The sequence below is a fragment of the Oerskovia enterophila genome (assembly GCF_001692445.1).
Classification (GTDB): domain Bacteria; phylum Actinomycetota; class Actinomycetes; order Actinomycetales; family Cellulomonadaceae; genus Oerskovia; species Oerskovia enterophila.
On record NZ_MAQA01000023.1, the window covers coordinates 1 to 25587 of the forward strand.

The 25587-nt window shown below is 71.6% G+C and carries 20 protein-coding genes and 2 tRNA genes; 8 read left to right on the forward strand and 14 right to left on the reverse strand.

Going from position 1 to position 25587, the window contains the following annotated elements; all coding sequences use genetic code 11:
• Nucleotides 1–215 precede the first annotated feature (215 nt).
• The 4 genes from OERS_RS10635 (at nucleotide 216) to OERS_RS10650 (ending at nucleotide 2497) form a co-directional block, all read left to right on the forward strand.
• Nucleotides 216–629: a PNPOx family protein gene (locus OERS_RS10635; RefSeq protein WP_068625773.1), complete on the forward strand. Its 414-nt coding sequence runs from the start codon at nucleotides 216–218 to the stop codon at nucleotides 627–629.
• Nucleotides 630–681: 52 nt separating this feature from the next.
• Complete coding sequence (locus OERS_RS10640; protein ID WP_068625743.1) at nucleotides 682–1287, forward strand: HhH-GPD-type base excision DNA repair protein; 606 nt, start codon at nucleotides 682–684, stop codon at nucleotides 1285–1287.
• Between the two features lie 52 nt (nucleotides 1288–1339).
• Nucleotides 1340–2008, forward strand: a complete 669-nt coding sequence (locus OERS_RS10645) for an SIMPL domain-containing protein (protein WP_169834210.1) — start codon at nucleotides 1340–1342, stop codon at nucleotides 2006–2008.
• Nucleotides 2009–2131: 123 nt separating this feature from the next.
• The gene (locus OERS_RS10650; RefSeq protein ID WP_056648612.1) at nucleotides 2132–2497 is read left to right on the forward strand and encodes a VOC family protein; all 366 of its coding nucleotides are present in this window, start codon (nucleotides 2132–2134) and stop codon (nucleotides 2495–2497) included.
• Between the two features lie 173 nt (nucleotides 2498–2670).
• Here the strand turns inward: OERS_RS10650 and OERS_RS10655 are convergent, their stop codons facing one another.
• The 5 genes from OERS_RS10655 to OERS_RS10675 form a co-directional block, all read right to left on the reverse strand.
• Nucleotides 2671–3060, reverse strand: a complete 390-nt coding sequence (locus tag OERS_RS10655; protein WP_068625745.1) for a hypothetical protein — start codon at nucleotides 3058–3060, stop codon at nucleotides 2671–2673.
• A 260-nt stretch (nucleotides 3061–3320) separates the two neighbouring features.
• Nucleotides 3321–3845, reverse strand: a complete 525-nt coding sequence (locus OERS_RS10660) for a hypothetical protein (RefSeq protein ID WP_068625746.1) — start codon at nucleotides 3843–3845, stop codon at nucleotides 3321–3323.
• 132 nt (nucleotides 3846–3977) lie between these two features.
• Nucleotides 3978–4856, reverse strand: a complete 879-nt coding sequence (locus OERS_RS10665; RefSeq protein ID WP_139107786.1) for a coenzyme F420-0:L-glutamate ligase — start codon at nucleotides 4854–4856, stop codon at nucleotides 3978–3980.
• Between the two features lie 74 nt (nucleotides 4857–4930).
• Nucleotides 4931–5929 (reverse strand): TIGR03557 family F420-dependent LLM class oxidoreductase, encoded by a 999-nt coding sequence (locus tag OERS_RS10670; protein ID WP_056762146.1) that lies wholly within the window; start codon nucleotides 5927–5929, stop codon nucleotides 4931–4933.
• A gap of 137 nt (nucleotides 5930–6066) precedes the next feature.
• Complete coding sequence (locus tag OERS_RS10675) at nucleotides 6067–7941, reverse strand: DUF4914 family protein (protein ID WP_056648992.1); 1875 nt, start codon at nucleotides 7939–7941, stop codon at nucleotides 6067–6069.
• 228 nt (nucleotides 7942–8169) lie between these two features.
• Here OERS_RS10675 and OERS_RS10680 point away from each other — a divergent pair, with 228 nt between their 5' ends.
• Both OERS_RS10680 and valS read left to right on the forward strand, forming a co-directional pair.
• Entirely contained in the window at nucleotides 8170–9237 is a 1068-nt protein-coding gene (locus tag OERS_RS10680) for a hypothetical protein (protein WP_068625747.1), read from the forward strand.
• 98 nt (nucleotides 9238–9335) lie between these two features.
• A complete protein-coding gene (valS, locus tag OERS_RS10685; protein WP_082848913.1) occupies nucleotides 9336–12071 on the forward strand; it encodes a valine--tRNA ligase in 2736 nt (911 codons plus the stop codon).
• Between the two features lie 74 nt (nucleotides 12072–12145).
• Here valS and OERS_RS10690 read toward each other — a convergent pair whose 3' ends face one another.
• Both OERS_RS10690 and OERS_RS10695 read right to left on the reverse strand, forming a co-directional pair.
• Nucleotides 12146–13345: a baeRF2 domain-containing protein gene (locus tag OERS_RS10690; RefSeq protein ID WP_068625749.1), complete on the reverse strand. Its 1200-nt coding sequence runs from the start codon at nucleotides 13343–13345 to the stop codon at nucleotides 12146–12148.
• A 244-nt stretch (nucleotides 13346–13589) separates the two neighbouring features.
• Nucleotides 13590–13943, reverse strand: coding sequence for a chorismate mutase (locus tag OERS_RS10695; RefSeq protein WP_068625750.1), 354 nt, complete (start codon nucleotides 13941–13943; stop codon nucleotides 13590–13592).
• Between the two features lie 109 nt (nucleotides 13944–14052).
• Here OERS_RS10695 and OERS_RS10700 point away from each other — a divergent pair, with 109 nt between their 5' ends.
• Complete coding sequence (locus OERS_RS10700; RefSeq protein WP_068625751.1) at nucleotides 14053–15873, forward strand: AMP-dependent synthetase/ligase; 1821 nt, start codon at nucleotides 14053–14055, stop codon at nucleotides 15871–15873.
• 79 nt (nucleotides 15874–15952) lie between these two features.
• Here OERS_RS10700 and clpX read toward each other — a convergent pair whose 3' ends face one another.
• The 7 genes from clpX to OERS_RS10735 form a co-directional block, all read right to left on the reverse strand.
• The gene (gene clpX / locus OERS_RS10705) at nucleotides 15953–17224 is read right to left on the reverse strand and encodes an ATP-dependent Clp protease ATP-binding subunit ClpX (RefSeq protein ID WP_056648595.1); all 1272 of its coding nucleotides are present in this window, start codon (nucleotides 17222–17224) and stop codon (nucleotides 15953–15955) included.
• 148 nt (nucleotides 17225–17372) lie between these two features.
• Nucleotides 17373–18092, reverse strand: a complete 720-nt coding sequence (locus OERS_RS10710) for an ATP-dependent Clp protease proteolytic subunit (RefSeq protein ID WP_082608699.1) — start codon at nucleotides 18090–18092, stop codon at nucleotides 17373–17375.
• Nucleotides 18093–18142: 50 nt separating this feature from the next.
• Nucleotides 18143–18763, reverse strand: a complete 621-nt coding sequence (locus OERS_RS10715; RefSeq protein WP_369800567.1) for an ATP-dependent Clp protease proteolytic subunit — start codon at nucleotides 18761–18763, stop codon at nucleotides 18143–18145.
• A 367-nt stretch (nucleotides 18764–19130) separates the two neighbouring features.
• Entirely contained in the window at nucleotides 19131–20519 is a 1389-nt protein-coding gene (gene tig, locus OERS_RS10720; protein WP_056648987.1) for a trigger factor, read from the reverse strand.
• Between the two features lie 429 nt (nucleotides 20520–20948).
• On the reverse strand, nucleotides 20949–23042 hold the full coding sequence (locus OERS_RS10725) for an acyltransferase family protein (protein ID WP_068625752.1): 2094 nt from the start codon (nucleotides 23040–23042) through the stop codon (nucleotides 20949–20951).
• Between the two features lie 112 nt (nucleotides 23043–23154).
• Complete coding sequence (locus OERS_RS10730; RefSeq protein ID WP_068625753.1) at nucleotides 23155–24753, reverse strand: glycosyltransferase family 2 protein; 1599 nt, start codon at nucleotides 24751–24753, stop codon at nucleotides 23155–23157.
• A 443-nt stretch (nucleotides 24754–25196) separates the two neighbouring features.
• A tRNA-Pro gene (locus OERS_RS10735) sits at nucleotides 25197–25270 on the reverse strand.
• 245 nt (nucleotides 25271–25515) lie between these two features.
• Between OERS_RS10735 and OERS_RS10740 the strand changes: the two genes are divergently transcribed.
• A tRNA-Gly gene (locus tag OERS_RS10740) sits at nucleotides 25516–25586 on the forward strand.
• Nucleotide 25587: the final 1 nt, after the last annotated feature.

Here is a 25587-nt window from a genome sequence, read left to right on the forward strand (position 1 = left end):
CAGGGAGCGGGTGGGGGCGGGGTCAGGGGCGGCCTGACGGTCCGCCTCGCCGCGGCGCCGGAGCTCCTCGGGTGCCGAGAACGAGGTTGCGGTCGATATGGCGGGCTTGACGACCGCAACCTCGTGCTCGGGTGCACGCAACCTCGTGCTCGACGAGCGCTCGCTGTTGCGCCGTGCGGTGGCCGCACCTCGCCCGCGCGCGCACCATGGCTGACATGCCCATCCCGCACCTGGTCACCCGGACCAACAAGCGGTACGTCAACCCGCTCGTGCTCCGCGTGTCGTCGCGCGTGCCGCCGTTCGCGACGGTGCACCATCGCGGGCGGCGCAGCGGACGGCCGTTCACGACCCCCGTCCTGGCGTTCCGCGAACCCCCGTCGGCCACGTCCCCGCGCGAGGTCCGCGTGATCATCGCGCTGACCTATGGATCGGACGTCGACTGGCTCAGGAACGTCGAGGCGGCCGGGCTGTTCGGGCTGACACGAGGTGGGCGCGGCTACGTCGTCGACGACCTGCGACGGCTGCACGGCGACGCCGGTCTCCGGCTCGTGCCGGGCGTGATCAGGGTCGCCCTGCGGGGGCTGCGCGTGGACGAGCTCCTCGACGGACGGGTGGGGCCGCCCCGCTGAGCGGCAGCCCGGCGCGACGGCGTCCGCGCGACCCGGCTGCCATGATGGGGACATGGCACACGACCTGTGGTTCACCGGCGACCCGGAAGCCGACGCGCTGCTGTCCACCGACCCGTTCGCGCTGCTCGTCGGGATGCTCCTCGACCAGCAGGTCACCATGGAGTCGGCGTTCGCCGGGCCGCTCAAGATCTCCCAGCGCATGGGCGGGTTCGACGTGCACCGCATCGCGTCGGCCGAGCCCGAGGGGTTCGCCGCGATGGCGGCCACTCCCCCGGCGATCCACCGCTACCCGGGTTCCATGGCGGGCCGCGTCCAGGCCGTGGCGCAGGTCGTCGACGAGCAGTACGACGGCGACGTCACCCGCCTGTGGACCGACCCCGGGCCCGACGGCGGAGCCCCGGACGGCCCGCTCGTCCTCAAGCGGCTCAAGGCGCTGCCCGGCTTCGGGGAGCAGAAGGCGAAGATCTTCCTCGCGCTCCTCGGCAAGCAGTACGGCGTCCAGCCCGAGGGATGGCGCGAGGCGGCGGGAGCCTACGGCGAGGACGGGTCGCGGCGCTCGATCGCCGACGTCGTCGACCAGCACTCGCTCGACCAGGTGCGCGAGACCAAGAAGGCGGCCAAGGCCGCCGCGAAGGCGGAGCGCGCGGCCAAGGGCTGACGTTCCGGCACGCCACCCGGGGACGCCTGCGACGCGGTGTATGTTCGCTCGCATGCCTGTCTTCTCCGTCCAGGGTCACGCGACCCGGCACCAGCCCGCCGAGCGCGGGACCATCCGCCTGGCCGTGCAGTTCCGCGGTGAGAACCGGGCCTCCGTCCTCGCGCACGCGGCCCGCGTGCACGCGGACGTCGTCGACCGTGCGAAGGCTCATGTCGCCAGCGGTGCCGCGACCTGGTGGGGCTCCCAGGCCGTCCTCGCGTGGGCTTTCGACGAGTGGGTCAAGCCGAGCCCGAACGTCGACCAGGTCAAGGTGCGGCGGTTCCGCGCGGGCGCCGACGTGCAGGTGAAGTTCCAGGACTTCGCAGCCCTCGCCGCGTGGGCGGCAGAGGTCGCCGCGATCGAGGGTGTGGCGGTCAACGGCATCACCTGGGCACTCACGGACGCCCGACGCGACGGCCTGCAGCGCGACGTGCGCGCCGACGCCGCGCGGGACTCGGTCGAGCGCGCCCGCGCCTACGCCGACGCTCTCGGGTACGGCGACGTCCGGCTCCTCGCCCTGTTCGAGGACGGGCTGCGGCCCCACGTCTCCGGGGGCGGCGGCGGGATCGGGACGGGCATGCGCGGCGCTCCGCCGCCCGTCGGGGGCGCGCAGGCGTTCGAGATGCGGCCCGACGACATCGTGGTCACGGCAGCGGTCACTGCCGACTTCGAGGCGGTCTGAGCGGCAGGGCCGCAGGCACCTGGGACGTCGACTTCCCGGTGTCCCCTGCGAGAGCCTTCACGCCACCCCGCGCGTAGCGTGAGAAGAGGGCACGGCCCCGTGCCCGTTCCCTGGGAGGACCTCATGGCTCACGGCGACATCACGCACATCGACATCCCCGTCGGCGACACCGACCGCGCCCGAACGTTCTACAGCGGGCTGTTCGGCTGGGACATCGCCGAGGCCCCCGGTTTCGAGGGCTACCCCATGTGGCGGGCCCCCAACCAGATCAGCGGTGGCGGCCTCGCTCCGCGCGAGGAAGGCTTCACGAGCCCGCGGAGCTACGTCGAGGTGGACTCGATCGAGGAGTCGCTGGCCCAGGTCGAGGCCCTCGGCGGCAAGGTGCTCATGGGCAGGTCTCAGATCAGCCCGACGAGCTGGTGGGCGGTCTTCGAGGACCTCGACGGGAACCGGTTGGGCCTCTACGAGGGCGTCACCACGATGGACTGAGCCGGGCCGCGCGCCACCGGAGCAGCGCGCACCCGGTTCGTCCACGACGGCGACGAGCGCCACCGATGCTCGCGGGAGGAGGGCGCCCGGCCGTCGTGCGGGGCCTTGGCCCTGCCACCAGGCACCACGGCTCACGGCTCACGGCCCACGGCCCACGGCCCACGGCCCACGGCTCACGCCGACCCGAACACGATCCTCCCGTCGGGGTCGCTCGCGCGTCGCGGCCGCAGCCGTGGCGGCGCCGGCCACGGCAGCTCGTGCCGGACGACAGGCGCGTCGATCGCTCCGAAGTCGTCGGTCTGGACGACGACACGCTCGGGCGTGACCTCGACGAGCCGGACGCGAACCGGGTCCGGCCCTTCGCCGTCGAGCATCCAGACGTCGGCGAGCCAGGACAGTCCGGTGCTGTCGAGGGCCTCCTCGGCGTCGAGCCAGTCGACCGGACCGGTGAGGTCGTGCCCCAGCAACGAGACGGCGACCCAGGCGTCGCCGTCCGGACGGATCCACCCGATGTGCTCACGGTCGTCAGGGCGGCGGTGCGGGATCCAGGAGGCAGGCAGCATCCAGGAACGATAACGAGCGGGACCTGGTTCCGACCAGGAGATTCGGCCACGCGCCGACCCCGGACGACGGAAGCCGTCGCCCTGGACCCTCCAGCCCCACCGGCGACGACCAAGCGGTCGTCGTCCCACGCACAGGCGGTCGTCGTCCCACAGAGCCCGAGATACGACGCCCACCGCATGCTCCGCACCGGGGTCTCGGGCACCAGGTGCACCAGAGTCAGCGGGTCGTCAGAGGCAACGAGGCACCGGAGTCGGCGGGATCACCCCTCGCCACCGGCACCGCCACCGCGGCCGCGGGTCGTTGCCGCGACGTGCCGGATCCGTCGGGTCCTCCCGCTCGCGGCGAGGGTGTCCAGGACGTCGGCACGCGTCGCGGAGCTCGCCGCGCGCAGCTGGAGCCAGTCGGACCAGCCGTCGACGCCCAGCCCTTCGGCCGCCGGTCGGAGCCCGTCGTCCGGCGCGGGGACTGCGCCCGACACCGACTCGAGGATCTCCAGCTCCGCGGCCCGCCGGGCCACGAAGTCGGCCACCGCCCAGTCGCTCGTGAGGGCCACCCAGCGTGCCCTGTCTACCGACGGGACACGCTCGAGAGCGGCGACGACCACCCCGCTCGCCATGACCTGGTCGTCGTCCTCGGCGACGGCAGCGGCCACCAGGTCGTGCAGGCCCCGCCCGAGCGCCTGGTCGTAGAGCGTCCACCGGGCGTGCTCGTCGGCCAGGTCGCCGGAGAACGCGAGTTCCCGTGCGAGCCGGCTCAGGTCCGCTCCTGGTTCCTGCCTCGTCATCCGCCCACCCTCGGCTTTCATCGAGCACGACCTTCCGTCCAGTCGACCACGACCTTGCGGTCGCCAAGCCCCTCAGAACGACCGCAACCTCGTTCTCGGCGCCCGGACGCACCCAGACCACCGACGGCAGGATCAGCCCTGCTGCGGGGTGCCCGTCCCCTCGCGGAAGCCCTCGGCGAAACCCTCGCGGTATCCGTCGGCATACCCGGCCTCACGGGCGAACCGCTCGATGGCCTCACGACCGGTCACCTGCCCGGCGGTCACGCCCCGCGCGTACGCCTCGGCAGAACCCTCACGGAACATGTCGGTCTCCGAGTCCCGCACGAGCACGCGCGCGCCCGGCCCGTCCTCGTCGGTCACGAACCGCCCGAGCCCGCGCACGACGGCCACGGGTCGGCCCGCAGCCTTGCCGCGGACGAGCTCGGAGGCCGCGGCGACCTGGTCCGCGACGGCCGTCACGGTCACGGACAGCTCGCGCCCGTGGGAGTCGACGCCGCCCCGCAGGTCGTCGAGCGCGAGCACCCCGGCGACGCCGATCGCCAGGTCCGTGAGCCCCTCGCGCCACGCGCGCCCGGCCGTGTCGGACACGATGACCCCGACCCGCACCCCGAAGCGTTCCGCGAGCGCCGCCCGCAGCGCGCGGGCCGAGGCGTCCGGGTCGACGGGCAGCAGCAGCACGGTGCCCTCGGGGGTGTTGGACGCGTCGACTCCCGCCGCGGCCATGACGAGGCCGAGCCGGTTCTCGACGATCCGCAGCACGCCCCCGGGCGACGGCCGGGTGGCCACGACGCGCACGGTCTCCTCGGTGATGGCCTGCTCGCGGTCGGCGGCAGCGACCACGCGCCCCTCGGCCTTTGACACGACCTTGCTCGTCACGACCACGACGTCGCCGTCGCGCAGCCCGCCCTCGCGGTCGAGCGCGTCGCCCACGATGCGCGCCAGGTCGTCACCGGGCGAGATCTCCCCGATGCCCGACGGCGCCGCGACCGTGAAGCGGGTCTCGTCGCCCACGGCGTGCCCCGCCTCGGGCGACGTCTCCCGCTCGGGGCGGGCTCCGCCGTCGGGCAGCGGGACGGACGGGCCCGTCACCGGACGAGCTTCGGCAGGACGTCGCGCGAGAACGTGTCGATCCACTCGCGCTGGTTGCGGCCCACGTTGTGCAGGTAGATGCGGTCGAAGCCGAGGTCGACGAACTTCTGGATGTAGGCGCGGTGCACGTCCGGGTCGGACGAGATGACGAGGCGTCCCTCGAAGTCCTCGGGACGCACGAGCTTGGCCATCTGCTCGAAGTCGAACGGCGAGCGGATGTCTGCCTTGGGGAACTTCATGCCGCCGTTGGGCCACTCGGTCATGGCGTTCGCGAGCGCCTCCTCGTCGGTCTCGGCCCACGACATGTGGAGCTGGAGGACCTTGGGCATGGTCTGCGGGTCACGGCCGGACTCGCGGACGCCGTCGTCGAACTTGCCGAAGAGCATCGAGATCTTCTCGAGCGGTGCACCCACCGTGATGAGCCCGTCGGCGTGCTTTCCCGCGCGCTTGGCCGTGACGGGCCCCGCGGTCGCGACGAGGATCTCCGGGGCGACCTCGGGCATGGTCCACAGCCGCGTGGACTCGTGCTTGTAGAACTGCCCCGAGTGCTTGGTGTCCTTGCCCGCGAGCGATGCGGCGAAGAGCTTCTTGATGATGTCGATGGCCTCGAACATGCGGTTGATGCGCTCGGGGGCCTCGGGCCAGTACTGCGCGGTGACGTGCTCGTTGAGCGCCTCGCCCGAACCCAGGCCCAGCCAGTGGCGTCCCGGGTACATCGCGGCGAGGGTCGCCGAGGCCTGCGCGACCATCGCGGGGTGCCAACGGAACGTGGGCGCCGTGACGCCGGGACCCAGGTCTCCGCGCGTGCGCTCGCCGAGGGCCGACAGGACGTTCCACACGAACGCCGAGTGCCCCTGCGCGGGGACCCAGGGCTGGAAGTGGTCAGCGGCCATGACGCCGGAGAAGCCCTTGCTCTCCGCATACTCGGAGAGGGCGATCACCTCGGTCGGGTGGAACTGCTCGAGCATCGCGGCGTAGCCGATCGTCAAGTCCATGGACCGACCTTAGTACGGGCGCCCGGCCCTCTCGCGTCGGTACCGGGTACTTGCCGCAGGGGGTACCTGGTACTTGTCGCAGGACGGCCACCCGGTCGTGCGGACCGGGCGGCCGTCCTCGTCTCAGCCGGTGCTGCTCACGTGAACAGCGGCGTGAGCGCGGCGTACTCCTCGACCGAGCCGTCGCGCAGGCACACCTCGATGATCTGGCGCCCCAGAGGGTCCAGGTCGTCGGTGAGGAACTGCTGCAGCTCGCTCTTGAAGAAGTCCGTGATGATCCTGGCCCCCTCGTCGTAGGCCTCGACCCCCACCTGGGACTGCATCTCGGGTCGGAGGAACGTCGGGCGGACGAGCTGCCCGTCGATCTTCATCTCCTGGAGCGTGTAGCCGAACAGGGGGCAGCGCGAGGGCGTCAGCTCCTCGGTGCGGATCTTGCCGCCGCCGCGACGGGCGAGGTACTCGCGCGTGAGCCACTCGGCCGCGAAGTCGACCTTGTACGCGCCGATGTGCTGGTTGGGCGTGAGCACGTAGCGGGTCCGGTCCATGTCGACGAGCTGGCGCAGCAGCAGGTTCGCGGCCGCGACCTTGGTGCCCGTCGAGAAGGGCCAGTACGAGCCGACGCCCTCGGCGACCATGCCGCCGTGGGCCAGCTTGTCGGTCGCGGTCTTGGACTCACCGATCGAGGGGTTCTTGTCCCCGCGCGGGGCGATGAGCCGCCAGATCCATGCGAGCGACGGCGGCACGATGTGCATCATGCCCATGATCCCGTAGGTCGGGTTGTCGCGGGTGCAGGCCGGCATCCGGGCACCGAAGGTCCGCACGTCGACCTCCTCGGCGCCCGTGACGTCGGTCAGGAGGTGGCGGGGCACGACCACGCGGGGGTTGGGGCAGCGCTTGCCCGTCGAGTCGAGCGTGTGCTCCCAGGGCAGCACGGTGGCGTCCGGTACGCCGTCGATGTTGAAGAAGACGAGCGGCTGGTCGGGGTGGATGCAGGCCCGCTCGAGGTGGGCGTCCTGGCCGTAGCCCGTGAGGTTGTCGACGCGTACGAACCACCCGTCCTCGGCGTCGGCGACCACCAGGCGCCCGTCGCCCGTCTGCAGGTCGACGTGGCACAGGGTCATGTCGTCCGTCACGGGGTCCAGGGCGCTCGTCTCGCCGAGGTTGATGACGTAGGGCTCGTCGGTCACGACGTTGGTGCCCAGCAGGATGCGCCCGTCCTCCTGGCGGCGGATCTCCTGGCACATCTCGGACTTGCCGCCGCCCGAGGCGCCCTCGTGCATGATCACGGTCTCGTTCTCGTAGGGGGTCGTGACCCGGACCGAGGACGCGTGCGCGGTGACCCATCCCTCCTGCTCGCCGACGTCGAGCAGGACGGAGAACACGCCCTTCTTGGCGCTCGGGCCCGGGTACAGGTTGTACGCGAAGACTTCGTGCAGCGTCTCGGAGCGGTCGTGGACAACGACCTGGCGGCCCTCGAAGTGGGTGTGCCGGAACGGCGGGGCGACGTAGAGGATCGAGCGCGGCTCGAACGGGCCCAGCTCGTCGAACGTGACCCAGCCCTGCAGGTCGACCAGGGTCAGTGCGAAGAAGGCCGAGTTGACCGGGCAGATCGCGAGCGACGGGTAGCCGTGCGTGAGGCCACCTGCCTTGAAGGGCACGACGACGAGGTCCTGACCGGCGAGCCAGTCGAGCGTCTCGGCCTTGACGGCGTCGAACTCGGCGTCGAACACGTCGCGGTAGCGAGGCTTGTCGGTCGGCAGGTCGTCGGCGATGCGCATGCAGTCCGGGTCACGACGGCGCATGTAGTCCTCGGGGTAGTTCACCGCGATGCCGTTCTTGCACCGCACGACCTCGGCCTCGGGGACGAGCGTGCCGAACACGTCGTACTCGACCGTGAACCTCGGCCCGCCCTGGGGGCCGAGCGAGAGCTGGTAGAGCTCCTCGCGCGAGGAGGGGACGATGATGTTCGCGCACGCATCCAGGGCGGCCTGGACAGCGGGGGGAAGGACCATGCCTGCGGGGATGCCGGCGGGGAGGGCGCCGGTGCCGCGCACGGCCACGCTGTCGATCAGTGTCATTGCTACTCCAGGGTCGGGCCTCGCACGAAGGCGGCGGAGAGACGGGGCACACCCACACGCGCCCATGTCTTTGCTGGAAGGTTACGAGTAGATGACCTTGCGGACCAGGGACCTTCGGCCCTTCCCGCACCCGTCAGAGGTCACCTCGGCTATCGTCGCCGGGTGATCACGCCCTCCGCAGGACAGCGGCCCCTCGACGCGCGCGCACTCGTGGAGCCCGTGGACCGCTCCGCGGTCCTCGCGGCCCGCTCCCACGGGCCCGCTCGCCGCTCGGCCGCGGTCGTGGTGGTCGGGACCCTCCTCGGAGCGGTGCTGGGCGCCTTCGCGCTCTCGCTCGTGGCGGTCACGATCGGCCTCGTCCTCACCCTGATCACGCAGTGGGTGTACGGCGCACTGAATGTGACCCCCTCCTTCGCCCTCGTGCCGTGGCTCACCCTCCCCGCGGCCGTGGGCGTCTGCGCGCTCCTCGTCGTGGGCGCGCGCCGAGGGACCGCGCAACGGCGCGAGCGGTCCTACCGGCTGAGCCGCTTCGCCGCGGCGAACGGGCTCGACTTCACGCCCGAGACCACGGACCTGGACCGGCCCGGGTCGATCTTCCGGATCGGGGTCGACGGCGTCGTCCGCGACGTCCTGCGCACGCAGGGCCCGCACCCGGTGGAGATCGGCAGCTACACGTCCCAGGAGAACAGCACGCGCGGCGGGAGCCACTCGTGGGACTACCTGACGGTCCCGTTGGACCGCGCCCACCCGCACATCGTCCTCGAGCGACGCCGCACCCTAGGAGCGCGCGGGACCCTGGCCCCGCGCCGCCCGCTGCGCTCGCTCGACCTCACGCTCGGGAGCGGGCTCGACGAGCACGTCCGCGTCCTCGGCCCCCGGGCCGCGCAGGACGTGGCCCGGCAGATCCTGTCCGTCGAGGTCGTCATGCCCCTGCTCGGGGCGCCCGTCTCGGCCGAGATCGTCGAGGACCGCTTCTACGTGTACAGCCGAAGCCCCCTGGTCACCCTCGACCCGGCGACGTGGGAGTGGCTCCTGCGACTGGTCGCGACGCTCTCGAGCGCCCTGCACGACGGGAACGGACGGGGGGCCACCGAGGCGGCGCACGAGCCTCCGGGCCCCATGCCGCCTCCCCGCCGGGGCGACGGCCGCTGGGTGGTGCGGATCCTGCTGCTGTACCCGGTCGCGGCGACCGTCGCGATCCTCGTGGCGGCACTGCTCGCCCGCGGCTGAATCGGCTGCACGCCGGGCACACGCCCGGAGCGCGGCGGGGCGTACCGGGCGCCGAGATGCCGTCGGCCCATGCCGCCGGATCTGGGAGAATGTCGACCATGAGCTCACCCGCCGAGGGCACCACGCCCGCACCCGCCACCCCTCCCACCACCGCACCCGCCCCCGTCGAGGGCACCGAGGTCATCCGTGCCGTGGTCGGAGAGGTACCGGACAAGGTGAGCCTCGACGGCCTCGAGGCCAAGTTCGACGCCGCCTGGAAGGACCAGGGCACCTACTCGTTCGACCGCTCCAAGACCCGCGAGCAGGTCTACTCGATCGACACCCCTCCGCCCACGGTCTCGGGCTCGCTGCACGTGGGTCATGTGTTCTCGTACACGCACACCGACGTCGTCGCGCGCTTCCAGCGCATGCGCGGCCGCGAGGTCTTCTACCCCATGGGCTGGGACGACAACGGCCTGCCGACCGAGCGCCGTGTGCAGAACTACTACGGCGTGCGCTGCGACCCGACGTTGCCCTACGTCGAGGGCTACGAGCCCCCGCTCCAGGGAGCCGAGGGCAAGAGCGTCAAAGCCGCCGACCAGCAGCCCGTCTCGCGGCGCAACTTCGTCGAGCTGTGCGAGCGCCTGACGGCCGAGGACGAGGTCCAGTTCGAGGAGCTGTGGCGCCGCCTGGGCCTGTCGGTCGACTGGTCGCACCACTACCAGACCATCGGCGTGCCGGCACGCATCGTGGCGCAGAAGGCGTTCCTGCGGAACCTCTCGCGCGGCGAGGCGTACCAGTCCGAGGCCCCGGGCCTGTGGGACGTCACGTTCCAGACGGCGGTCGCGCAGGCCGAGCTCGAGGCGCGCGACTACCCGGGCCACTTCCACAAGGTCGCGTTCCACGCCGCCGGCGGCGAGAAGGTCTACATCGAGACCACGCGCCCCGAGCTGCTCGCGGCCTGCGTCGCGCTCATCGCGCACCCCGACGACGAGCGCTACCAGGGCCTGTTCGGCACCACGGTCACGTCCCCCCTGTTCGACGTCGAGGTGCCCGTCCTGGCGCACCCCGCCGCGCAGATGGACAAGGGCGCGGGCATCGCGATGTGCTGCACGTTCGGCGACCTGACCGACGTCCAGTGGTGGCGCGAGCTGCAGCTCCCCACGCGCTCGATCATCAACCGCGACGGGCGCATCACGCGCGAGACGCCGGCGTGGCTGACGTCCGAGCGCGCGGTCGCGCTGTTCGAGGAGATCGCGGGCAAGACGACCTTCTCGGCCCGCACGGCCGTGGTCGACGCGCTGCGCGAGACCGGCGACCTGGACGGCGAGCCCGTCGCGACCCAGCGCAAGGCGAACTTCTTCGAGAAGGGCGACAAGCCCCTCGAGATCGTCACCTCGCGCCAGTGGTACATCCGCAACGGCGGGCGCGACGTGCCGCTGCGCGAGGAGCTGCTCGAGCGCGGGCGTGAGCTCAAGTTCCACCCCGAGTTCATGCAGGTGCGCTACGAGAACTGGGTGGGTGGCCTCAACGGCGACTGGCTCGTCTCGCGTCAGCGCTTCTTCGGTGTCGCCATCCCGCTGTGGTACCCGGTCCTGGAGTCGGGCGAGACCGACTACGAGCACCCGATCGTCCCCGACGAGGCGCTCCTGCCGATCGACCCGTCCTCGGACGTCCCGGCCGGCTACACGGCCGAGCAGCGAGGCGTGCCCGGTGGGTTCGTGGGCGAGCCGGACGTCATGGACACCTGGGCCACCTCGTCGCTGACCCCGCAGATCGCGGGCGGCTGGGAGTCGGACCCGGATCTGTTCGAGCGCGTCTTCCCCATGGACCTGCGCCCCCAGGGCCAGGACATCATCCGCACGTGGCTCTTCTCCACGGTGGTCCGCTCGCACCTCGAGCACGGCTCGCTCCCGTGGACCAACGCCGCGATCTCGGGCTGGATCCTGGACCCCGACCGCAAGAAGATGTCCAAGTCCAAGGGCAACGTGGTGACGCCCATGGGCCTGCTCGAGGAGCACGGCTCGGACGCGGTCCGCTACTGGGCCGCCTCGGCCCGCCTCGGCACCGACGCGGCGTTCGAGGTCGGCCAGATGAAGATCGGCCGCCGCCTCGCGATCAAGGTCCTCAACGCGTCCAAGTTCGCGCTGTCGTTCGGCGGCAGCGAGATCACGCTCGACCCGGCCCTCGTGACCGAGCCGATCGACCGCTCGATGATCGCGAGCCTCGTCGAGGTGGTGGCCCGTGCGACCGACGCTCTCGAGGACTACGACCACACGCGTGCCCTGGAGCTCTCGGAGACGTTCTTCTGGACGTTCTGCGACGACTACCTCGAGCTCGTCAAGGACCGCGCCTACGGCGCCGGAGCCGGGCCCGACGACGTCACGCCCGAGACGCAGTCTGCTCGCGTCGCGCTCGCCCTGGCTCTCGACACCCTGCTGCGTCTGTTCGCGCCGTACCTGCCGTTCGCCACCGAAGAGGTGTGGTCGTGGTGGCGCAAGGGCTCGGTGCACCGCGCACCGTGGCCCACGACGGCCGAGCTCCTTCCCGCGACGAGGGGTGGCGTCCCCGTCGTCCTCGTGGGCGCCGGTCACGCGTTGGCCGCGCTGCGCAAGGTCAAGTCGGAGGCCAAGGTCTCGATGCGCACCCCGATCCTCGCCGTGACGCTGGCCGTCCCCGCGGAGCTCGTCGCGTCGGTCCGGGCGGCCGAGGTCGACATCCGCGGCGCCGGCCGCGTGACCGGGTCGTTCGACGTCGTCGAGGCGAGCGAGGGCCAGGGCGACCCGGCCGTCCAGGGCGGGATCGTCGTCGTGCACTCGGAGCTCGGTGAGCCCGAGGTGCGCAACCGCGGCTGACGCCGCCGAGCGGCATGACGCAGGGCCCCGACCGCACGTGTGGTCGGGGCCCTGCGTCGTCCGTCAGACCGAGGTCACACGATCTCTCCCCGGAGCCTCTTGTCGTCGCCCGACATGGTCGCGGCGACCTCGTTGGGCGTCCCGTCGTCGTTCCACCGCAGCGTGGCCCCGACGCCCTCGATGAGGTCGACGCTGCCGTCGGGTGAGAACGTGAGCCCAGCGTCCTGGCCGATCGCCGCGCGGACCAGAGCCACCGTCGCGGGCAGCTCCTCGATCCCCTCGCTCACGCCCAGGTCCGTGATGTCCGAGCGCGCGGAGCCGATGTGCAGCGGGCTCGGCCCGATCCACAGCGTGCGCCCGTCGAGCTCGGTGTCCTGGCCGTACTCGTCGGCCAGGATGAGCTCCTTGACCTGTCCGCGCGACAGGACGGCGACCACGTCCTCGAGCGAGGTCACCGCGGCGGCCTCGCGGCCCTGCTCCTGGCGGAACTCCGCGAGCACGGACTCACGGCGCCGCTCGCGGAAGCTCGCGAGCGCGTCCGCGACCTTGGCCTCGAACGCCGCCGCGTTGATGCCGGGCCCGCGACCGCCGCCCGCGACCTCGACCACGAGCTCGTCGGTGGCCTTGTTGAGGGCGGCGCGCACGAGCGGGACCGCCCGGACGTCGCCCGTGATGAGGATCAGCTCGGGGCGGTGCTCGAGGACCTGCCGGTCGAGCTCGGTCGCGACGGCCTCGGCGTTGCGGTCCCACGAGTCCTCGGCGCGTGTCTCGATGCGCTTGTGCGAGAGACCACCGGTACGGACCTTGTTGATGACGTCGTGCCCGCCCTCGACGGACTCGGCGTCGCCGTAGGGCAGGTGCCCGCCGGCGACCGACCAGGTGATGTCCGCCCCCTGGCGGTCGACCACGACGCGGACGTAGTCCACGGACTCGTCGGCCGCCCGGGCGGCCTGCAGCAGCGCGGGGACGGGGCCCCAGAGCCCCTTGGTCACGGCGGGCGGGTCCTTCAGCACGCGGTCGACGAGGACCCCCTCCTCGTCGGCGATGAGGACGCGGCCGTGCGGTCCGGGCATCCTCGTGGGCAGGGTGACGGACTCCTCGAGCTCGTCGATGATGCTTGCCGGCGCTCCCGCGTTCGCGAGGGCCCGGCGCACGCCCTTCCACCGGTTCTCGACCTCGCGATCACCCGCCTCGTTGGAACGCGTCGCGTCGAGGTAGACGGTCGCGAAGGGGCCGGGGTGGCCGAGCAGGGGCTTGAGCCAGTCGATCTTCATGCAGGCACCTCTAGACATCCATCGTCGGAGGGACGGTCGGAGGCCGACCGCCCCGATGTCCTCACCAGCCTGGTGCACGGGCACGGCGACCGCCACCGGGGGCGCGGCTTCGTCGCCCGGGACCGGGCAGGGGCTGCGGTCGCGCCGGGCCGGGGGCTGCGACCACGCCCCCGGTGGCGCGCAGCCGACAGGCGCACCCCGTCCGACGCGTGCCTCAGGACGCCTCAGGAACCGTCACGGAGCCTCAGGAGTACGTGTCGAGCACAGGCGCCTCGCCCTGGTGCGCCTCGGCGATGCTGCGGTGGTGGCGGATGACCTCGCTCACGATGAACTCGCGGAACTGCTCGGCGAACGCCGGGTCGAGTCCCGAGGCCTCGGCGATGCCGGTCAGGCGGTCGATCTGCTGCTGGTCCCTTGCGGGGTCCGCGGGCGGGAGTCCACCCTGGGCCTTGAGCTCGCCCACGCGGCGGGTGAACTTGAAGCGCTCGGCGAGGAGGTGGACCAGCGCAGCGTCGATGTTGTCGATGCTCTGGCGGAGGGTGAGGATCTCGGGGGGCACGGACGGCACCTGGGTGCCGTCGGCGTGGGGCTCGGTCATCCGTCGATCCTAGGCACCTGCGAGCCCGCCGGAGCACGGCCGGAAGAACATGAGACGCCGAGTACACAGTAAAGTCGGTCCTTGCCCCACCACTCACCGGAGAGTAGACATGACCGAATTCGCGTCGCCGAGCCTCGTCGAGGTACCGGCCACCAGCAGCATCAGCACCCTTCTCACCGACCGCGCGGAGCGGTCCGGTGACGACGCGGTGATCGAGCGACGCCTCACGCAGGGCGGCCCCTGGCAGCCCGTCACGGCCCGCGCCTTCGACGACGAGGTGATCGCGGTCGCCCGCGGCCTGGTCGCGCGCGGTGTCACCGCGGGAGACCGCGTCGCGATCATGTCGCGCACCCGCTACGAGTGGACGCTGCTCGACTTCGCGATCTGGGCCGCGGGCGCCGTCCCCATCCCGGTCTACGAGACGTCCTCGGCCGACCAGGTCGAGTGGATCCTGTCGGACTCCGAGGTGAGCCTCGTCGTGGTCGAGACGTCCGCGCACGCGCAGGTCGTGGCGAGCGTCCGCGAGCGGCTCCCGCTCCTCCGGGACGTCCTGGTGCTCGACGACGGCGCGGTCGCCGACCTGCAGGCCGCCGGTTCCGCGGTCGAGCGCACCGAGATCGACGCGCGCCGCGCGGCCACGGGCCGCGACGACCTCGCGACCATCATCTACACCTCGGGGGCCACGGGACGCCCCAAGGGTGTCGAGCTCACGCACCTGAACTTCGTGCACCTCGCCCGCAACGGGGTCCAGGGCCTCGGCGAGATCGTCGCGACGCCCGACGCCCGCACGCTCCTGTTCCTGCCCCTGGCGCACGTGTTCGCGCGCTTCATCCAGGTCGTGTGCATCGCGTCGCCCACCGCGGTCCTCGCGCACTCTGCGGACATCAAGCAGCTCGTGCCGGACCTGGGCACGTACAAGCCGACGTTCCTCCTCGCGGTCCCCCGCGTGTTCGAGAAGGTCTACAACGCGGCCGAGCAGAAAGCCGGCGCGGGCGCCAAGCGCCGCATCTTCCACTGGGCCGCGAAGGTCGCCATCACGTACTCGCGTGCCCTGGACAAGCCGTCCGGCCCCTCGGTCGTGCTCAAGGCTCAGCACGCGGTGGCCGACCGACTGGTGTTCGCCACGATGCGCGCCGCGCTGGGCGGCGACCTCACGCACTCGATCTCGGGCGGGGCCCCGCTCGGCGAGCGCCTGGGCCACTTCTTCCGCGGGGTCGGCCTGACGATCCTCGAGGGCTACGGCCTCACCGAGACCACGGCACCGACCGCGGTGAACCTGCCCGGCCTGCTCAAGATCGGCACGGTGGGCCCGGCGTTCCCCGGCACCGCGATCAAGGTCGACCCCGACGGCGAGCTGCTCGTCCGGGGCGACCACGTCTTCCGTGGCTACCACAACCAGCCCGACCTGACCGCCGAGGTGCTCCAGGACGGCTGGTTCCGTACGGGCGACCTCGCCTCGATCGACACGGACGGTTACCTGCGGATCACGGGGCGCAAGAAGGAGATCATCGTGACCGCGGGCGGCAAGAACGTCGCCCCGGCCCAGCTCGAGGACCGCCTGCGCGCCCACCCGCTCGTGAGCCAGGTCGTCGTGGTCGGCGACCAGCGTCCGTTCATCGGCGCCCTGGTCACGCTCGACCCCGAGATGCTCCCGGGGTGGCTCTCGACGCACGGCCTGCCGTCCATGGACGTCGCGACCGCCGCCGCGGACCCCACGGTCCTCGCGGCCCTCGACCGCGCCGTGACCCGCGCCAACGAGGCCGTCTCGCGGGCCGAGTCGATCCGCAAGATCCAGGTGCTCACGACCGACTTCACCGAGCACAACGGGTACCTGACCCCGTCGCTCAAGGTCAAGCGCGGACTGGTCCTCAAGGACTTCTCGACCACGATCGATGACCTGTACGGGTCGCAGGTGTCGGTCGAGGCCTGACGACGGCCCCTGCCGCACGGCAAAGGGCCCGGACCGTGAGGTCCGGGCCCTTCGTCGTGCGTCAGGAGTGCGGCGCCGGCTAGGCGCTCCGCTCGCGCGGGGCCCGCTTGATCGCCGTGCGCGGGATCAGCGTGGGGTTCACGTTGTCGAGCACGGCCTCGCGCGTGATGACCACGCGCTCGACGTCGTCACGGCTCGGGACGTCGAACATGACCTGCTGGAGTACCTCTTCCATGATCGCGCGCAGCCCACGGGCACCGGTCCCCCGGAGGAGGGCCTGGTCCGCGATGGCCGCGATCGCGTCGTCCTCGAACTCGAGCTCGACGCCGTCGATCTGGAACATGCGCTGGTACTGCTTGACCAGGGCGTTGCGCGGCTCGGTCAGGATGCGTACCAGGGCGTCGGTGTCGAGCTTGGCGACCGACGTGATGATGGGCAGTCGACCGATGAACTCCGGGATGAGCCCGTACTTCTGCAGGTCCTCGGGACGGACCTCGGCGAAGAGGTCCGCTTCCTCGTGCGTGTCCATGGGGGCGCCGAACCCGACGCCGCGCTTGCGCGAGCGGGTCGCGACGATCTCGTCGAGCCCGGCGAACGCGCCGGCCACGATGAACAGGACGTTCGTCGTGTCGATCTGGATGAACTCCTGGTGCGGGTGCTTGCGCCCGCCCTGGGGCGGCACCGAGGCCGTGGTGCCCTCGATGATCTTCAGCAGGGCCTGCTGGACGCCCTCTCCCGACACGTCGCGCGTGATCGAGGGGTTCTCCGACTTGCGGGCGACCTTGTCGACCTCGTCGATGTAGATGATGCCCGTCTCGGCCTTCTTGACGTCGTAGTCGGCGGCCTGGATGAGCTTGAGGAGGATGTTCTCCACGTCCTCGCCGACGTAGCCGGCCTCGGTGAGCGCCGTGGCGTCCGCGATCGCGAAGGGCACGTTGAGCATCTTCGCGAGCGTCTGGGCGAGGTAGGTCTTGCCGGTCCCCGTGGGGCCGATCAGCAGGATGTTGGACTTGGCGATCTCCACCTGGGAGTCGTCCGACGGACGGGCCGTCTCGCCTGCCTGGATCCGCTTGTAGTGGTTGTACACGGCGACGGCCAGCGCTCGCTTGGCGGCGTCCTGGCCGATGATGTACTGCTCGAGGAAGTCGAAGATCTCGCGCGGCTTGGGGAGCTCCACGAGCCCCAGCTCGGCCGCTTCCGACAGCTCTTCCTCGATGATCTCGTTGCAGAGCTCGATGCACTCGTCGCAGATGTACACGCCGGGACCCGCGATGAGCTTCTTGACCTGCTTCTGGGACTTACCGCAGAAGGAACACTTCAGCAGGTCCGCACCATCTCCGATCCGAGCCACTACGAGCCTCCTAGCCTCGGTCTTGCTGCTCCGCCGGTGTCGATGACCCGGCGGTCCGGACGGCACCTGCCGACCTACACCCCATTGCACACCACCGGGGGCCCGTTGTCAGCCGGGCACCCCGGTGGGTCGGGAGGAATTGTCCCGATCAGGGCTTGTTCTGGATGACCGGCTTGCGGCTCTCCAGGACCTGGTCGACCAGGCCGTACTCCAGGGCCTGCTTGGCCGTGAGGATCTTGTCGCGCTCGATGTCCTCACGGACCTGCTCGACGTCGCGACCTGAGTGCATGGCCAGCGTGTCCTCGAGCCACTCGCGCATGCGGATGAGCTCGTTCGCGTGGATCTCGATGTCCGAGGCCTGCGCGTAGCCGCCGCCCTCCATCGCGGGCTGGTGGATCAGCACGCGGGCGTTGGGGAGCGCGAGGCGCTTGCCGGGCTGGCCCGCCGCGAGCAGCACCGCAGCGGCCGAGGCCGCCTGTCCCAGGCACACGGTCTGGATCTGCGGCTTGATGTACTGCATGGTGTCGTACAGCGCCGTCATGGCCGTGAACGAGCCACCGGGCGAGTTGATGTAGAGGATGATGTCGCGGTCGGGGTCCTGGCTCTCCAGGACCAGGAGCTGCGCCATGACGTCGTCGGCCGAGGCGTCGTCGACCTGGACACCCAGGAAGATGATGCGGTCCTCGAACAGCTTGGTGTAGGGGTCCTGGCGCTTGAAGCCGTAGGCCGTGCGCTCCTCGAACTGCGGGAGCACGTAGCGCGAGGACGGTGCGCCGTGCGGGAGCGCGATGCCGCCGCCTGCGCCGGCGCCCGCGAGGCGCTGAGCGGTCGAGATGTACTGCGATTCCTGGCTGGCTGAGTAGCTCAAGGTGTCTCCTCGGGTGGGGTCGTGGACGTGTGGGCGGGTTGTCGGCGAGCTCAGCTGCTCGTCGTGCCGCCGCCACCCGTGACCGACGAAGCGTTCGTCACGACGTGGTCGATGAAGCCGTACTCGAGGGCCTCAGGAGCCGTGAACCAGCTGTCGCGGTCGTTGTCCTTGAGGATCTTCTCGAGGGGCTGGCCCGTCTGCTCGGCCGTCAGCTCCGAGAGGACCTTCTTCATGTGCATGATGAGCTGCGCGTTGATGCGCACGTCGGTCGCCGTGCCGCCGATGCCGCCCGAGGGCTGGTGCATCATGACGCGGGCGTGGGGCGTCGCGTAGCGCTTGCCCTTGGTGCCCGAGGAGAGCAGGAACTGCCCCATCGAGGCCGCCATGCCCATCGCGATGGTCGCGACGTCGGGCTGGATGTACTGCATGGTGTCGTAGATCGCCATGCCGGCCGTGATCGACCCGCCGGGCGAGTTGATGTAGAGCCAGATGTCCTTCTCAGGGTCCTCGGCCGCGAGCAGCATCATCTGGGCGCAGATGGCGTTCGCGTTCTCGTCGCGCACCTCCGAGCCCAGCCAGATGATGCGCTCCTTGAGCAGCCGGTTGTAGATGGAGTCGTTCAGGCCGAGTCCCGGCCCCTCGGCTCGTGCCACCGGAAACTGATCGCTCACGTCCATCTCCTTCGTCGTTCCCTCGTCGCTCGCGACGCTCGAACGTCGCGGCTGGTCGGCTGTCCGTCGTCGACGGAGTCACCGTTGCTGTGACCCTAACGCGGGCAGGGAGCGGAAACCGTCCCGATATCCGGGGTTTTCGCTGTCGGCGCAGGAAGGGCTCCCCCGCTGCCCGACGGCGCCGCTCACCAGGCGTTCCCGGGCCCGTTCGGCGACCCTCGCCCGGGCGACCGCGCGGGTCTCGTCGGGCACTGGAGCGAGCCCTCACCCCGTGCCGTCGCCGACCCGACCATGCGCGACGGCCCCCACCTCCGCGCGGAGGTGGGGGCCGTCGTCGGGCAGCTCGGCGAGCCGCTCCTCAGGGAGATCAGGCCTTGTCGGCTGCTGCCTCGTCCTCGGAGACGACCTCGATGCCCTCTTCGTCCGTGATGCCGGTGACGTCCTCGCCCGCGGCGGCGGCAGCGGCGTCAGCGGCCGCGTCCTCCTCGTCCGAGCCGATGAACTCGCTCAGGTCCACGACGTTGCCCTCGGAGTCCTTGACCTCGACCTGGCGCAGCGCCACGGCGAGCGACTTGGAGCGCGCGACCTCGCCGACCATGGCGGGGATCTGGCCGCCCTGGTCGAGCGACTGGATGAACTCGTTCGGGTCCATGCCGTACTGGCGCGAGGCGTTGACGAGGTAGTCCAGGAGCTCGTTCTGGGCGACCTTGATCTTCAGCTGCTCGGCGAGCGTGTCGAGGAGGATCTGGTTCTTGAGCGCGTTGGTCGCGTCGACCACGACCTCGGCACGGTGCGCGTCGTCCTCGAGACGACCCTCGGACTCGAGGTGGCGGTGCACCTCTGCCTCGACCGCGCCCTGGGGCACGGGGATCTCGGTGTTCTCGACGAGGTGCTTGACGAGGGCGTCACGCGCCTCGACGGCCTGGTTCGAGGTCTTGATGCTCGCGACCTGCTCGCGCAGGTCCGCCTTGAGCTCCTCGATCGTGTCGAACTCGGACGCGAGCTCGGCGAACTCGTCGTCGGCCTCGGGGAGGTCACGCTGCTTGACCGAGGTGGCCGTGACGGTGACCTCGGACTCCTTGCCCTCGTGGTCGCCACCCGCGAGCGGCGCCTTGAAGGTCGTGGTCTCGCCGGCCGAGAGGCCCGTGAGCGCCTCGTCGAGGCCCTCGAGCATGTTGCCGGAGCCGATCTGGTAGCTGATGCCGGAGACCGAGTCGATCTCCTCGTCGCCGATGACGGCCTTGAGGTCGATGACGACGAAGTCGCCCTCGGCCGCGGGGCGGTCGACGCCGACCAGCGTGCCGAAACGCTCGCGCAGCGCGTCGAGGCGCTCCGCGATGTCGTCGGCGGAGACCTCGGCGGCCTCGACCGTGAGCTTCACGGAGTCGAGCGCGGGGATCTCGATCTCCGGGCGGACCTCGACCGTGGCCGTGAAGTGCAGCGAGCCCTCGGCGTCGAGCGGCACCTCGGTGACCTCGACGTCGGGCTGGCCGAGCGGGCGGATGCCCGACTCGTTGACGGCCTGGCGGTAGAAGCCGGAGAGGCCGTCGTTGATGGCGTGCTCGAGCACGGCAGCACGACCGACGCGCTGGTCGATGATGCGCGCGGGGATCTTGCCCTTGCGGAAACCGGGGACGTTCACCTGCTCCGCGATGTGCTTGTAGGCGTGGTCGATGCTCGGCTTGAGCTCGTCGTACTCCACCTCGACGGTCAACTTGACCTTGGTGGGGTCCAGGGTCTCGACGGCGCTCTTCACTTCGATGATCTCCAACTGATCGGGGAGCCGACGTGCGGCAACGGGGTGCGTGCATGTCCCGCCGGTTGCAGCGGGACCTGTTCGAACGTTCATCGATCGGGGCAGGCGCTGGCGCCTGGTCGATCGCGTCGCCTCGAGCGGTGCGGGCAGGAGCCTCGAAGGGCTCCGACCGGAAGGGCGCACGGACAACCCGTCCATGGTACGCCACACCTCGTGGGCGTCGGTTCGCCGGAAGCGAGGGCGGTGGCGGTGGCGGTGGCGGTGGCGCGGGTGCGGGCACCGGTGCCGGCGCCCGCATCGAGCCCTCCCGGCACACCAGGCCCAGCCCGGGAGGACCGACGGGGCGCCGGAACCGGGCTGGGGAGGCCCCCGGCCCGGCTCCTGCGCTCCCGGCCGCGCCCTCGCGCGGTCCCCCGCCTCCCCGGCCGGTCAGCCCCCGAGCGCCGACGTCGCGAGCAGCGCGCGCTCGAGCTCGGGACGCAGCACGCCGGCGGCCGTGGCCGTCAGGTGGCTGCCGTCGCGGTAGAGGAGCAGCCCGCCGAGCACGGCCGGGCATCGCTCGGTCGAGCAGAGGACCCCGGAGACGTCGACGGCCTCGACCCCGGGCACGTCGCCCAGCGCGAGGTCGACCAGCAGCGGGTCGGGCGGCAGTCCCTCGGCCCGGGCGAACGCGCACTCGTCCCAGTCGTCGATCGCCCCGGACACGCAGCTCGGGACGTCGAAGACAGGCGTCGGGGTGTCTCGCAGGTACACGACGGGCACGTCGTGCTCGGCGAACCGGTCGAACGTCGAACGCCAGGCGTCGAGCCGCAGGTCGGCCGCCTGCTCGTCCAGGAAGTACGCGGCGCTCGACCCCAGGATCACCACGTCGGCGTGCGCGGCGATCCGGGCGACCTGCGCGTCGCGCCAGCTCTCGCAGTGCTGCGACTCCTCGAGCAGAGCCTGCGGCAGCGCAGCGGGCGTGCAGCCTCCCTTGGTCACGATCGTCAGGTGCCAGCCCTGGTCCAGGGCGATGTCACGCAGCGCCCCGCTCCACTGGAACGCCTTCGAGTCGCCGAACAGCACGACCTCGGGCCCGCCGGGCGGTCCGACGACGCACTCGTCCGGCCAGTCGGTCGCGCTCAGGCTCAGCGAGCCCAGGCACGGCGTCTCGGCGGGCGGGGCGTCGAGCGCCGCGCGCGTGAGCCCTGGCGACACCGGTCCCCCGGTGCGTGCGAGCGAGGCAGGATCGAAGATCTCGTCGAGCGCGACGTCCGCCGCCGCGACGTCCTCGTCCGCGAGCGCCCCGTAGACCGCCGACCCGGCGCCCAGGCTCGCGGTCAGTGCCAGCAGGACCCCCGTGAACCCCACCGAATAGCTCGCCGAGGGCCGGAGCACCACGGCCGGGGAGTGCCGGAGCGGGGCCTCGACGCACCGGAGCACGAGCCACGCGAGGCCGCCCGCGCCGAGGGTCAGGACCACGCGCTGCGGCCATCCGAGCGGCCCCCACGCGGCGTCCGCGAGGACGAGCACCGGCCAGTGCACGAGATACCAGGCGAACGAGAGCCGCCCGACGAACCGCACGGGCGCCAGCGCCAGCACGTGCCCCACGGTCCCGGGAACCACCCGGACGTCCGCCGGCGCGGCGAGGATCGCGACCGTCCCGAGGGTCGGCAGGAGCGCTGCCAGCCCGGGGAACGCCGTGGCCTCGTCGTAGACGACGGTCGACCACCCGATCGCCGCGCACCCGGCCCAACCGACCAGCGTCCACGACGCGCGCCGGAGCCCCCGGAGCCCCCGGCGACCACGCGCCGGGGCGAGGCTCGCGTGCGGGAGCGGTGCGGCGCCGTCGGGCCTGCCGAGCAGCGCCGCCGCCAGGAGGCCTCCCACCCCGAACTGCCACGCCCGCGTGAGCGGCGACATGTAGGCGACCGCAGGGTCGCTCGCGGTCAGGACCAGCGAGACGACGAACGAGGCGACAGTGGCCACCACGAGCACCCACACCGCGGCGGGCAGGGGGCGACGACGCGTGCGCGCCGCGAGGACCCCCGTCAGCGCGAGCAGCAGCGGGAGCACGACGTAGAACTGCTCCTCGACCGCGAGGGACCAGTAGTGCAGCACGGGGCTGGGAGCCGACGCGGCCGCCATGTAGTCGGTCTCCTGCGCGATGAACCGCAGGTTGGCGACCTGCAGCGCGCTCGCGAGGACGTCGATCATGGTGTCGCGCGCTCGCAGCGGAGGGAGCACCCACCAGGCCGCGACGGCCGTGCCGACGAGCACCACGCACGCCGCGGGCAGGATGCGGCGCGCGCGGCCCGCGAAGAACGCGTGCAGGCCGATCCGTCCCGTGGACGTCAGCTCGCGCAGCAGGAGCCCCGTGATGAGGAAGCCCGAGACGACGAAGAAGAGGTCGACGCCCACGTAGCCCCCGGGCACGCCCGGGACGCTCGCGTGGAACAGCAGGACGAGCACGACGGCGAGCCCGCGCAGCCCCTCGACGTCGCCGCGGAACCCGGGCCGGTCACGCCCGGGCCGCGCGCTCACAAGGCCCCGATCATGGGGTCGAAGACGCCCGACGCGAGGAGCCCCACGAACGCGATCGCCGTCGTGAGCGCCGTGACGGCGGGCCAGCGGAGACCGCCTCCGGGGCGCGCGCTCACGCCCGGGCCCCTGCGGGCTCGGCCACGACGGGAACGTGCGAACCGGGGGCTGGGCCGCCCGGGCCGGCGGCAGACCGGCCCGGGCCCCGCGGCGCCAGGACACGCAGGCCGGCCACGACGAGAGGGACCGTGACGTACGCGTAGAAGCCCGCGAGCACGACCATGGCCCAGTACCGGTCCAGACCGTAGGCCGCGGCACCGAGGGCGATACCGACGCCCCAGGCGAGGGTCCCGAGGCCGAGCGTGACGACCATGACCCGCGCGATCGTGCGGGCGAGCACGCTCGACGAGCCCTTGCCGCCCGTCGGGACCCAGCCTGCGCTGCGTCCGACGAGCGCGTGCCCGAGCACCACGAGGTGGCTGAAGCTCTGGGCGAGCTGGACCCGCAGCACCTCTGGCCGCCACCTGGTGCGGTGGACCGCCGGGTAGAGCACGAGCAGGACCCACAGGCTCGGGAGGAAGACCAGGAAGCTCGTCGGGCTGACCTGCTCCGGGAACCAGAAGCACATGACGATCGCAGGGACGTACAGGTTGAGCGCGAACAGGGCCGTCTCGGAGTAGTAGACGAAGCCGGCCCAGACGGCGAGCCGCTGCCGACGGTCCAGCCCCGCCGTGGCCTCGCGTCCGTCCGCGACCAGGGCCACCGAGCCGTTGGCCCACCGGTACTGCTGGGTGAGGAACGGCGCGAGCTCGTCGGGGCACAGGCCGCGGGCGAGGCGCACGGGGACGAACCGGGTCACGAACCCGGAGCGCAGCAGGGCGATGCCCGTGTACATGTCCTCGCTGTGGTCGATCTCCGGGAATCCCCCGACCGTGTCGAGGGCCGAGCGCCGGTAGAGCGCGTTGGTCCCGCAGCACACGGTCGCGCCGTAGCGGTCGCGCGAGGGCTGGACCCAGCGGTAGAAGATCTCCTGCGTCGCGCCCGCGGTGCGCTGCAGCCACCCCATGCGCTCGTCGGTGTCGAAGTCCTGCGGGCTCTGGACGATGCCCACGGTCGGGTCGTCGAGGTACGGGACCAGGTGGTGAAGGAAGTCGGTGCGGGGGCAGAAGTCGGCGTCGAAGATCACGATCACCTCCCCCGTCGTGACCTGGTAGGCCGACCGGAGGTTCCCGGCCTTCTTGAGGTGGCCGCGGTCGGGGCGCACCCGGTAGCGGAAGCCGTGCCGGGCCGCGAGCACCTCGACCTCGGGATCGGCCCCGTCGTCGAGGACCCACACCTCGACCTCACCGGGCCAGTCGAGCCGGGCGACGTGCCCGAAGGTGTTGTCCAGGACCCGGAGGTCCTCCCCGCACACGGGCAGGTAGACGTCGACGCTCGGGTGGGTCGACGGCGTCCACCCGGCGACCTTCAGCTCGTGCGAGGCACGCGTGACCCGGCCGCGCGCCGTCCCGGTCAGCAGCCACAGCGTGATGCTCACGACGGTCAGCCCGACGGTCAGGTAGAGACCCCACAGCCACGGCGAGCGCGCCGCGAACAGGCACACCGCGACGAGGATCGGGAGCGTGGCGACGATCCCCACGGGCTGCACCCAGCGCTGGAGCCGTTCGAGGTCCTGGTAGACGTCGTCGTCGTCCGGCGGGGACGGGAGGGGCATCCCGCTCGTCGTGGGCGGGGCGCCCGGCGTGACGGCGGTCTGGTCGCTCGACCGGGCACGTCCCGACGACGGGGTGTCCGCCGGGTCGAGCGCGCGCCCCGACCGGTCGTGGGTCGCCGGTGGGCGACCGGTGTGGTGCGGGGCAGGTCTTTGTCCGTGCAGCACTGTCACAGGAGTTCTCCGCTTCGATACCAGGTGCGCCCGAGGGCGCGGATGGCTCGCCGCGGCGACGTTGACTCGGCGGCAACCGGTCACGACGACCGATATGGAAGGAACGCTAACGATCTATTGCCACCCACAGCGGACAAAGTGCTCAAAGCGGCCTGGGCGTCTCATCCCATAAGACAGATTCGCCTGATCTGTCAGGTTCCTGCCAGCGCGCCCCTGCCCGAGGGACGACGAAGGCCCCTGCTCCGTGGGCGGAACAGGGGCCTTCGTGCTCGTCGGGGTGACAGGATTTGAACCTGCGACCTTCCGCTCCCAAAGCGGACGCGCTACCAACCTGCGCCACACCCCGATGGAGACGTCACCCGGAGGCGACGGGCGGCGGCGAGGCGCAGCTCCCCTCGGGAAGACGCACCGCTCCACCACCAGCAACGGCCAAGTGTACGGGTCCTCGCGCACGTGCGATGCCACGTTCCGCCTCACCTGACCCGCAACCGCACCGGGCAGGTCACGTACGGGCGCCCCGGGTGCGACGACCCTGCCTGACCTTTGCTAAGGTAGCGCCGCAGACCTCGCCACCACGGCGGATTCTTCTGCGCGGATGTAGCTCAATGGTAGAGCCTCAGTCTTCCAAACTGATCACGCGGGTTCGATTCCCGTCATCCGCTC

Coding starts and splice junctions, on each gene's coding strand:
- OERS_RS10635 (WP_068625773.1), top strand. CDS start 216: ATGCCCATCCCGCACCTGGTCACCCGGACCAACAAGCGGTACGTCAAC.
- OERS_RS10640 (WP_068625743.1), top strand. CDS start 682: ATGGCACACGACCTGTGGTTCACCGGCGACCCGGAAGCCGACGCGCTG.
- OERS_RS10645 (WP_169834210.1), top strand. CDS start 1,340: ATGCCTGTCTTCTCCGTCCAGGGTCACGCGACCCGGCACCAGCCCGCC.
- OERS_RS10650 (WP_056648612.1), top strand. CDS start 2,132: ATGGCTCACGGCGACATCACGCACATCGACATCCCCGTCGGCGACACC.
- OERS_RS10655 (WP_068625745.1), bottom strand. CDS start 3,060: ATGCTGCCTGCCTCCTGGATCCCGCACCGCCGCCCTGACGACCGTGAG.
- OERS_RS10660 (WP_068625746.1), bottom strand. CDS start 3,845: ATGACGAGGCAGGAACCAGGAGCGGACCTGAGCCGGCTCGCACGGGAA.
- OERS_RS10670 (WP_056762146.1), bottom strand. CDS start 5,929: ATGGACTTGACGATCGGCTACGCCGCGATGCTCGAGCAGTTCCACCCG.
- OERS_RS10675 (WP_056648992.1), bottom strand. CDS start 7,941: ATGGTCCTTCCCCCCGCTGTCCAGGCCGCCCTGGATGCGTGCGCGAAC.
- valS (WP_082848913.1), top strand. CDS start 9,336: ATGAGCTCACCCGCCGAGGGCACCACGCCCGCACCCGCCACCCCTCCC.
- OERS_RS10690 (WP_068625749.1), bottom strand. CDS start 13,345: ATGAAGATCGACTGGCTCAAGCCCCTGCTCGGCCACCCCGGCCCCTTC.
- OERS_RS10695 (WP_068625750.1), bottom strand. CDS start 13,943: ATGACCGAGCCCCACGCCGACGGCACCCAGGTGCCGTCCGTGCCCCCC.
- OERS_RS10700 (WP_068625751.1), top strand. CDS start 14,053: ATGACCGAATTCGCGTCGCCGAGCCTCGTCGAGGTACCGGCCACCAGC.
- OERS_RS10730 (WP_068625753.1), bottom strand. CDS start 24,753: ATGCCCCTCCCGTCCCCGCCGGACGACGACGACGTCTACCAGGACCTC.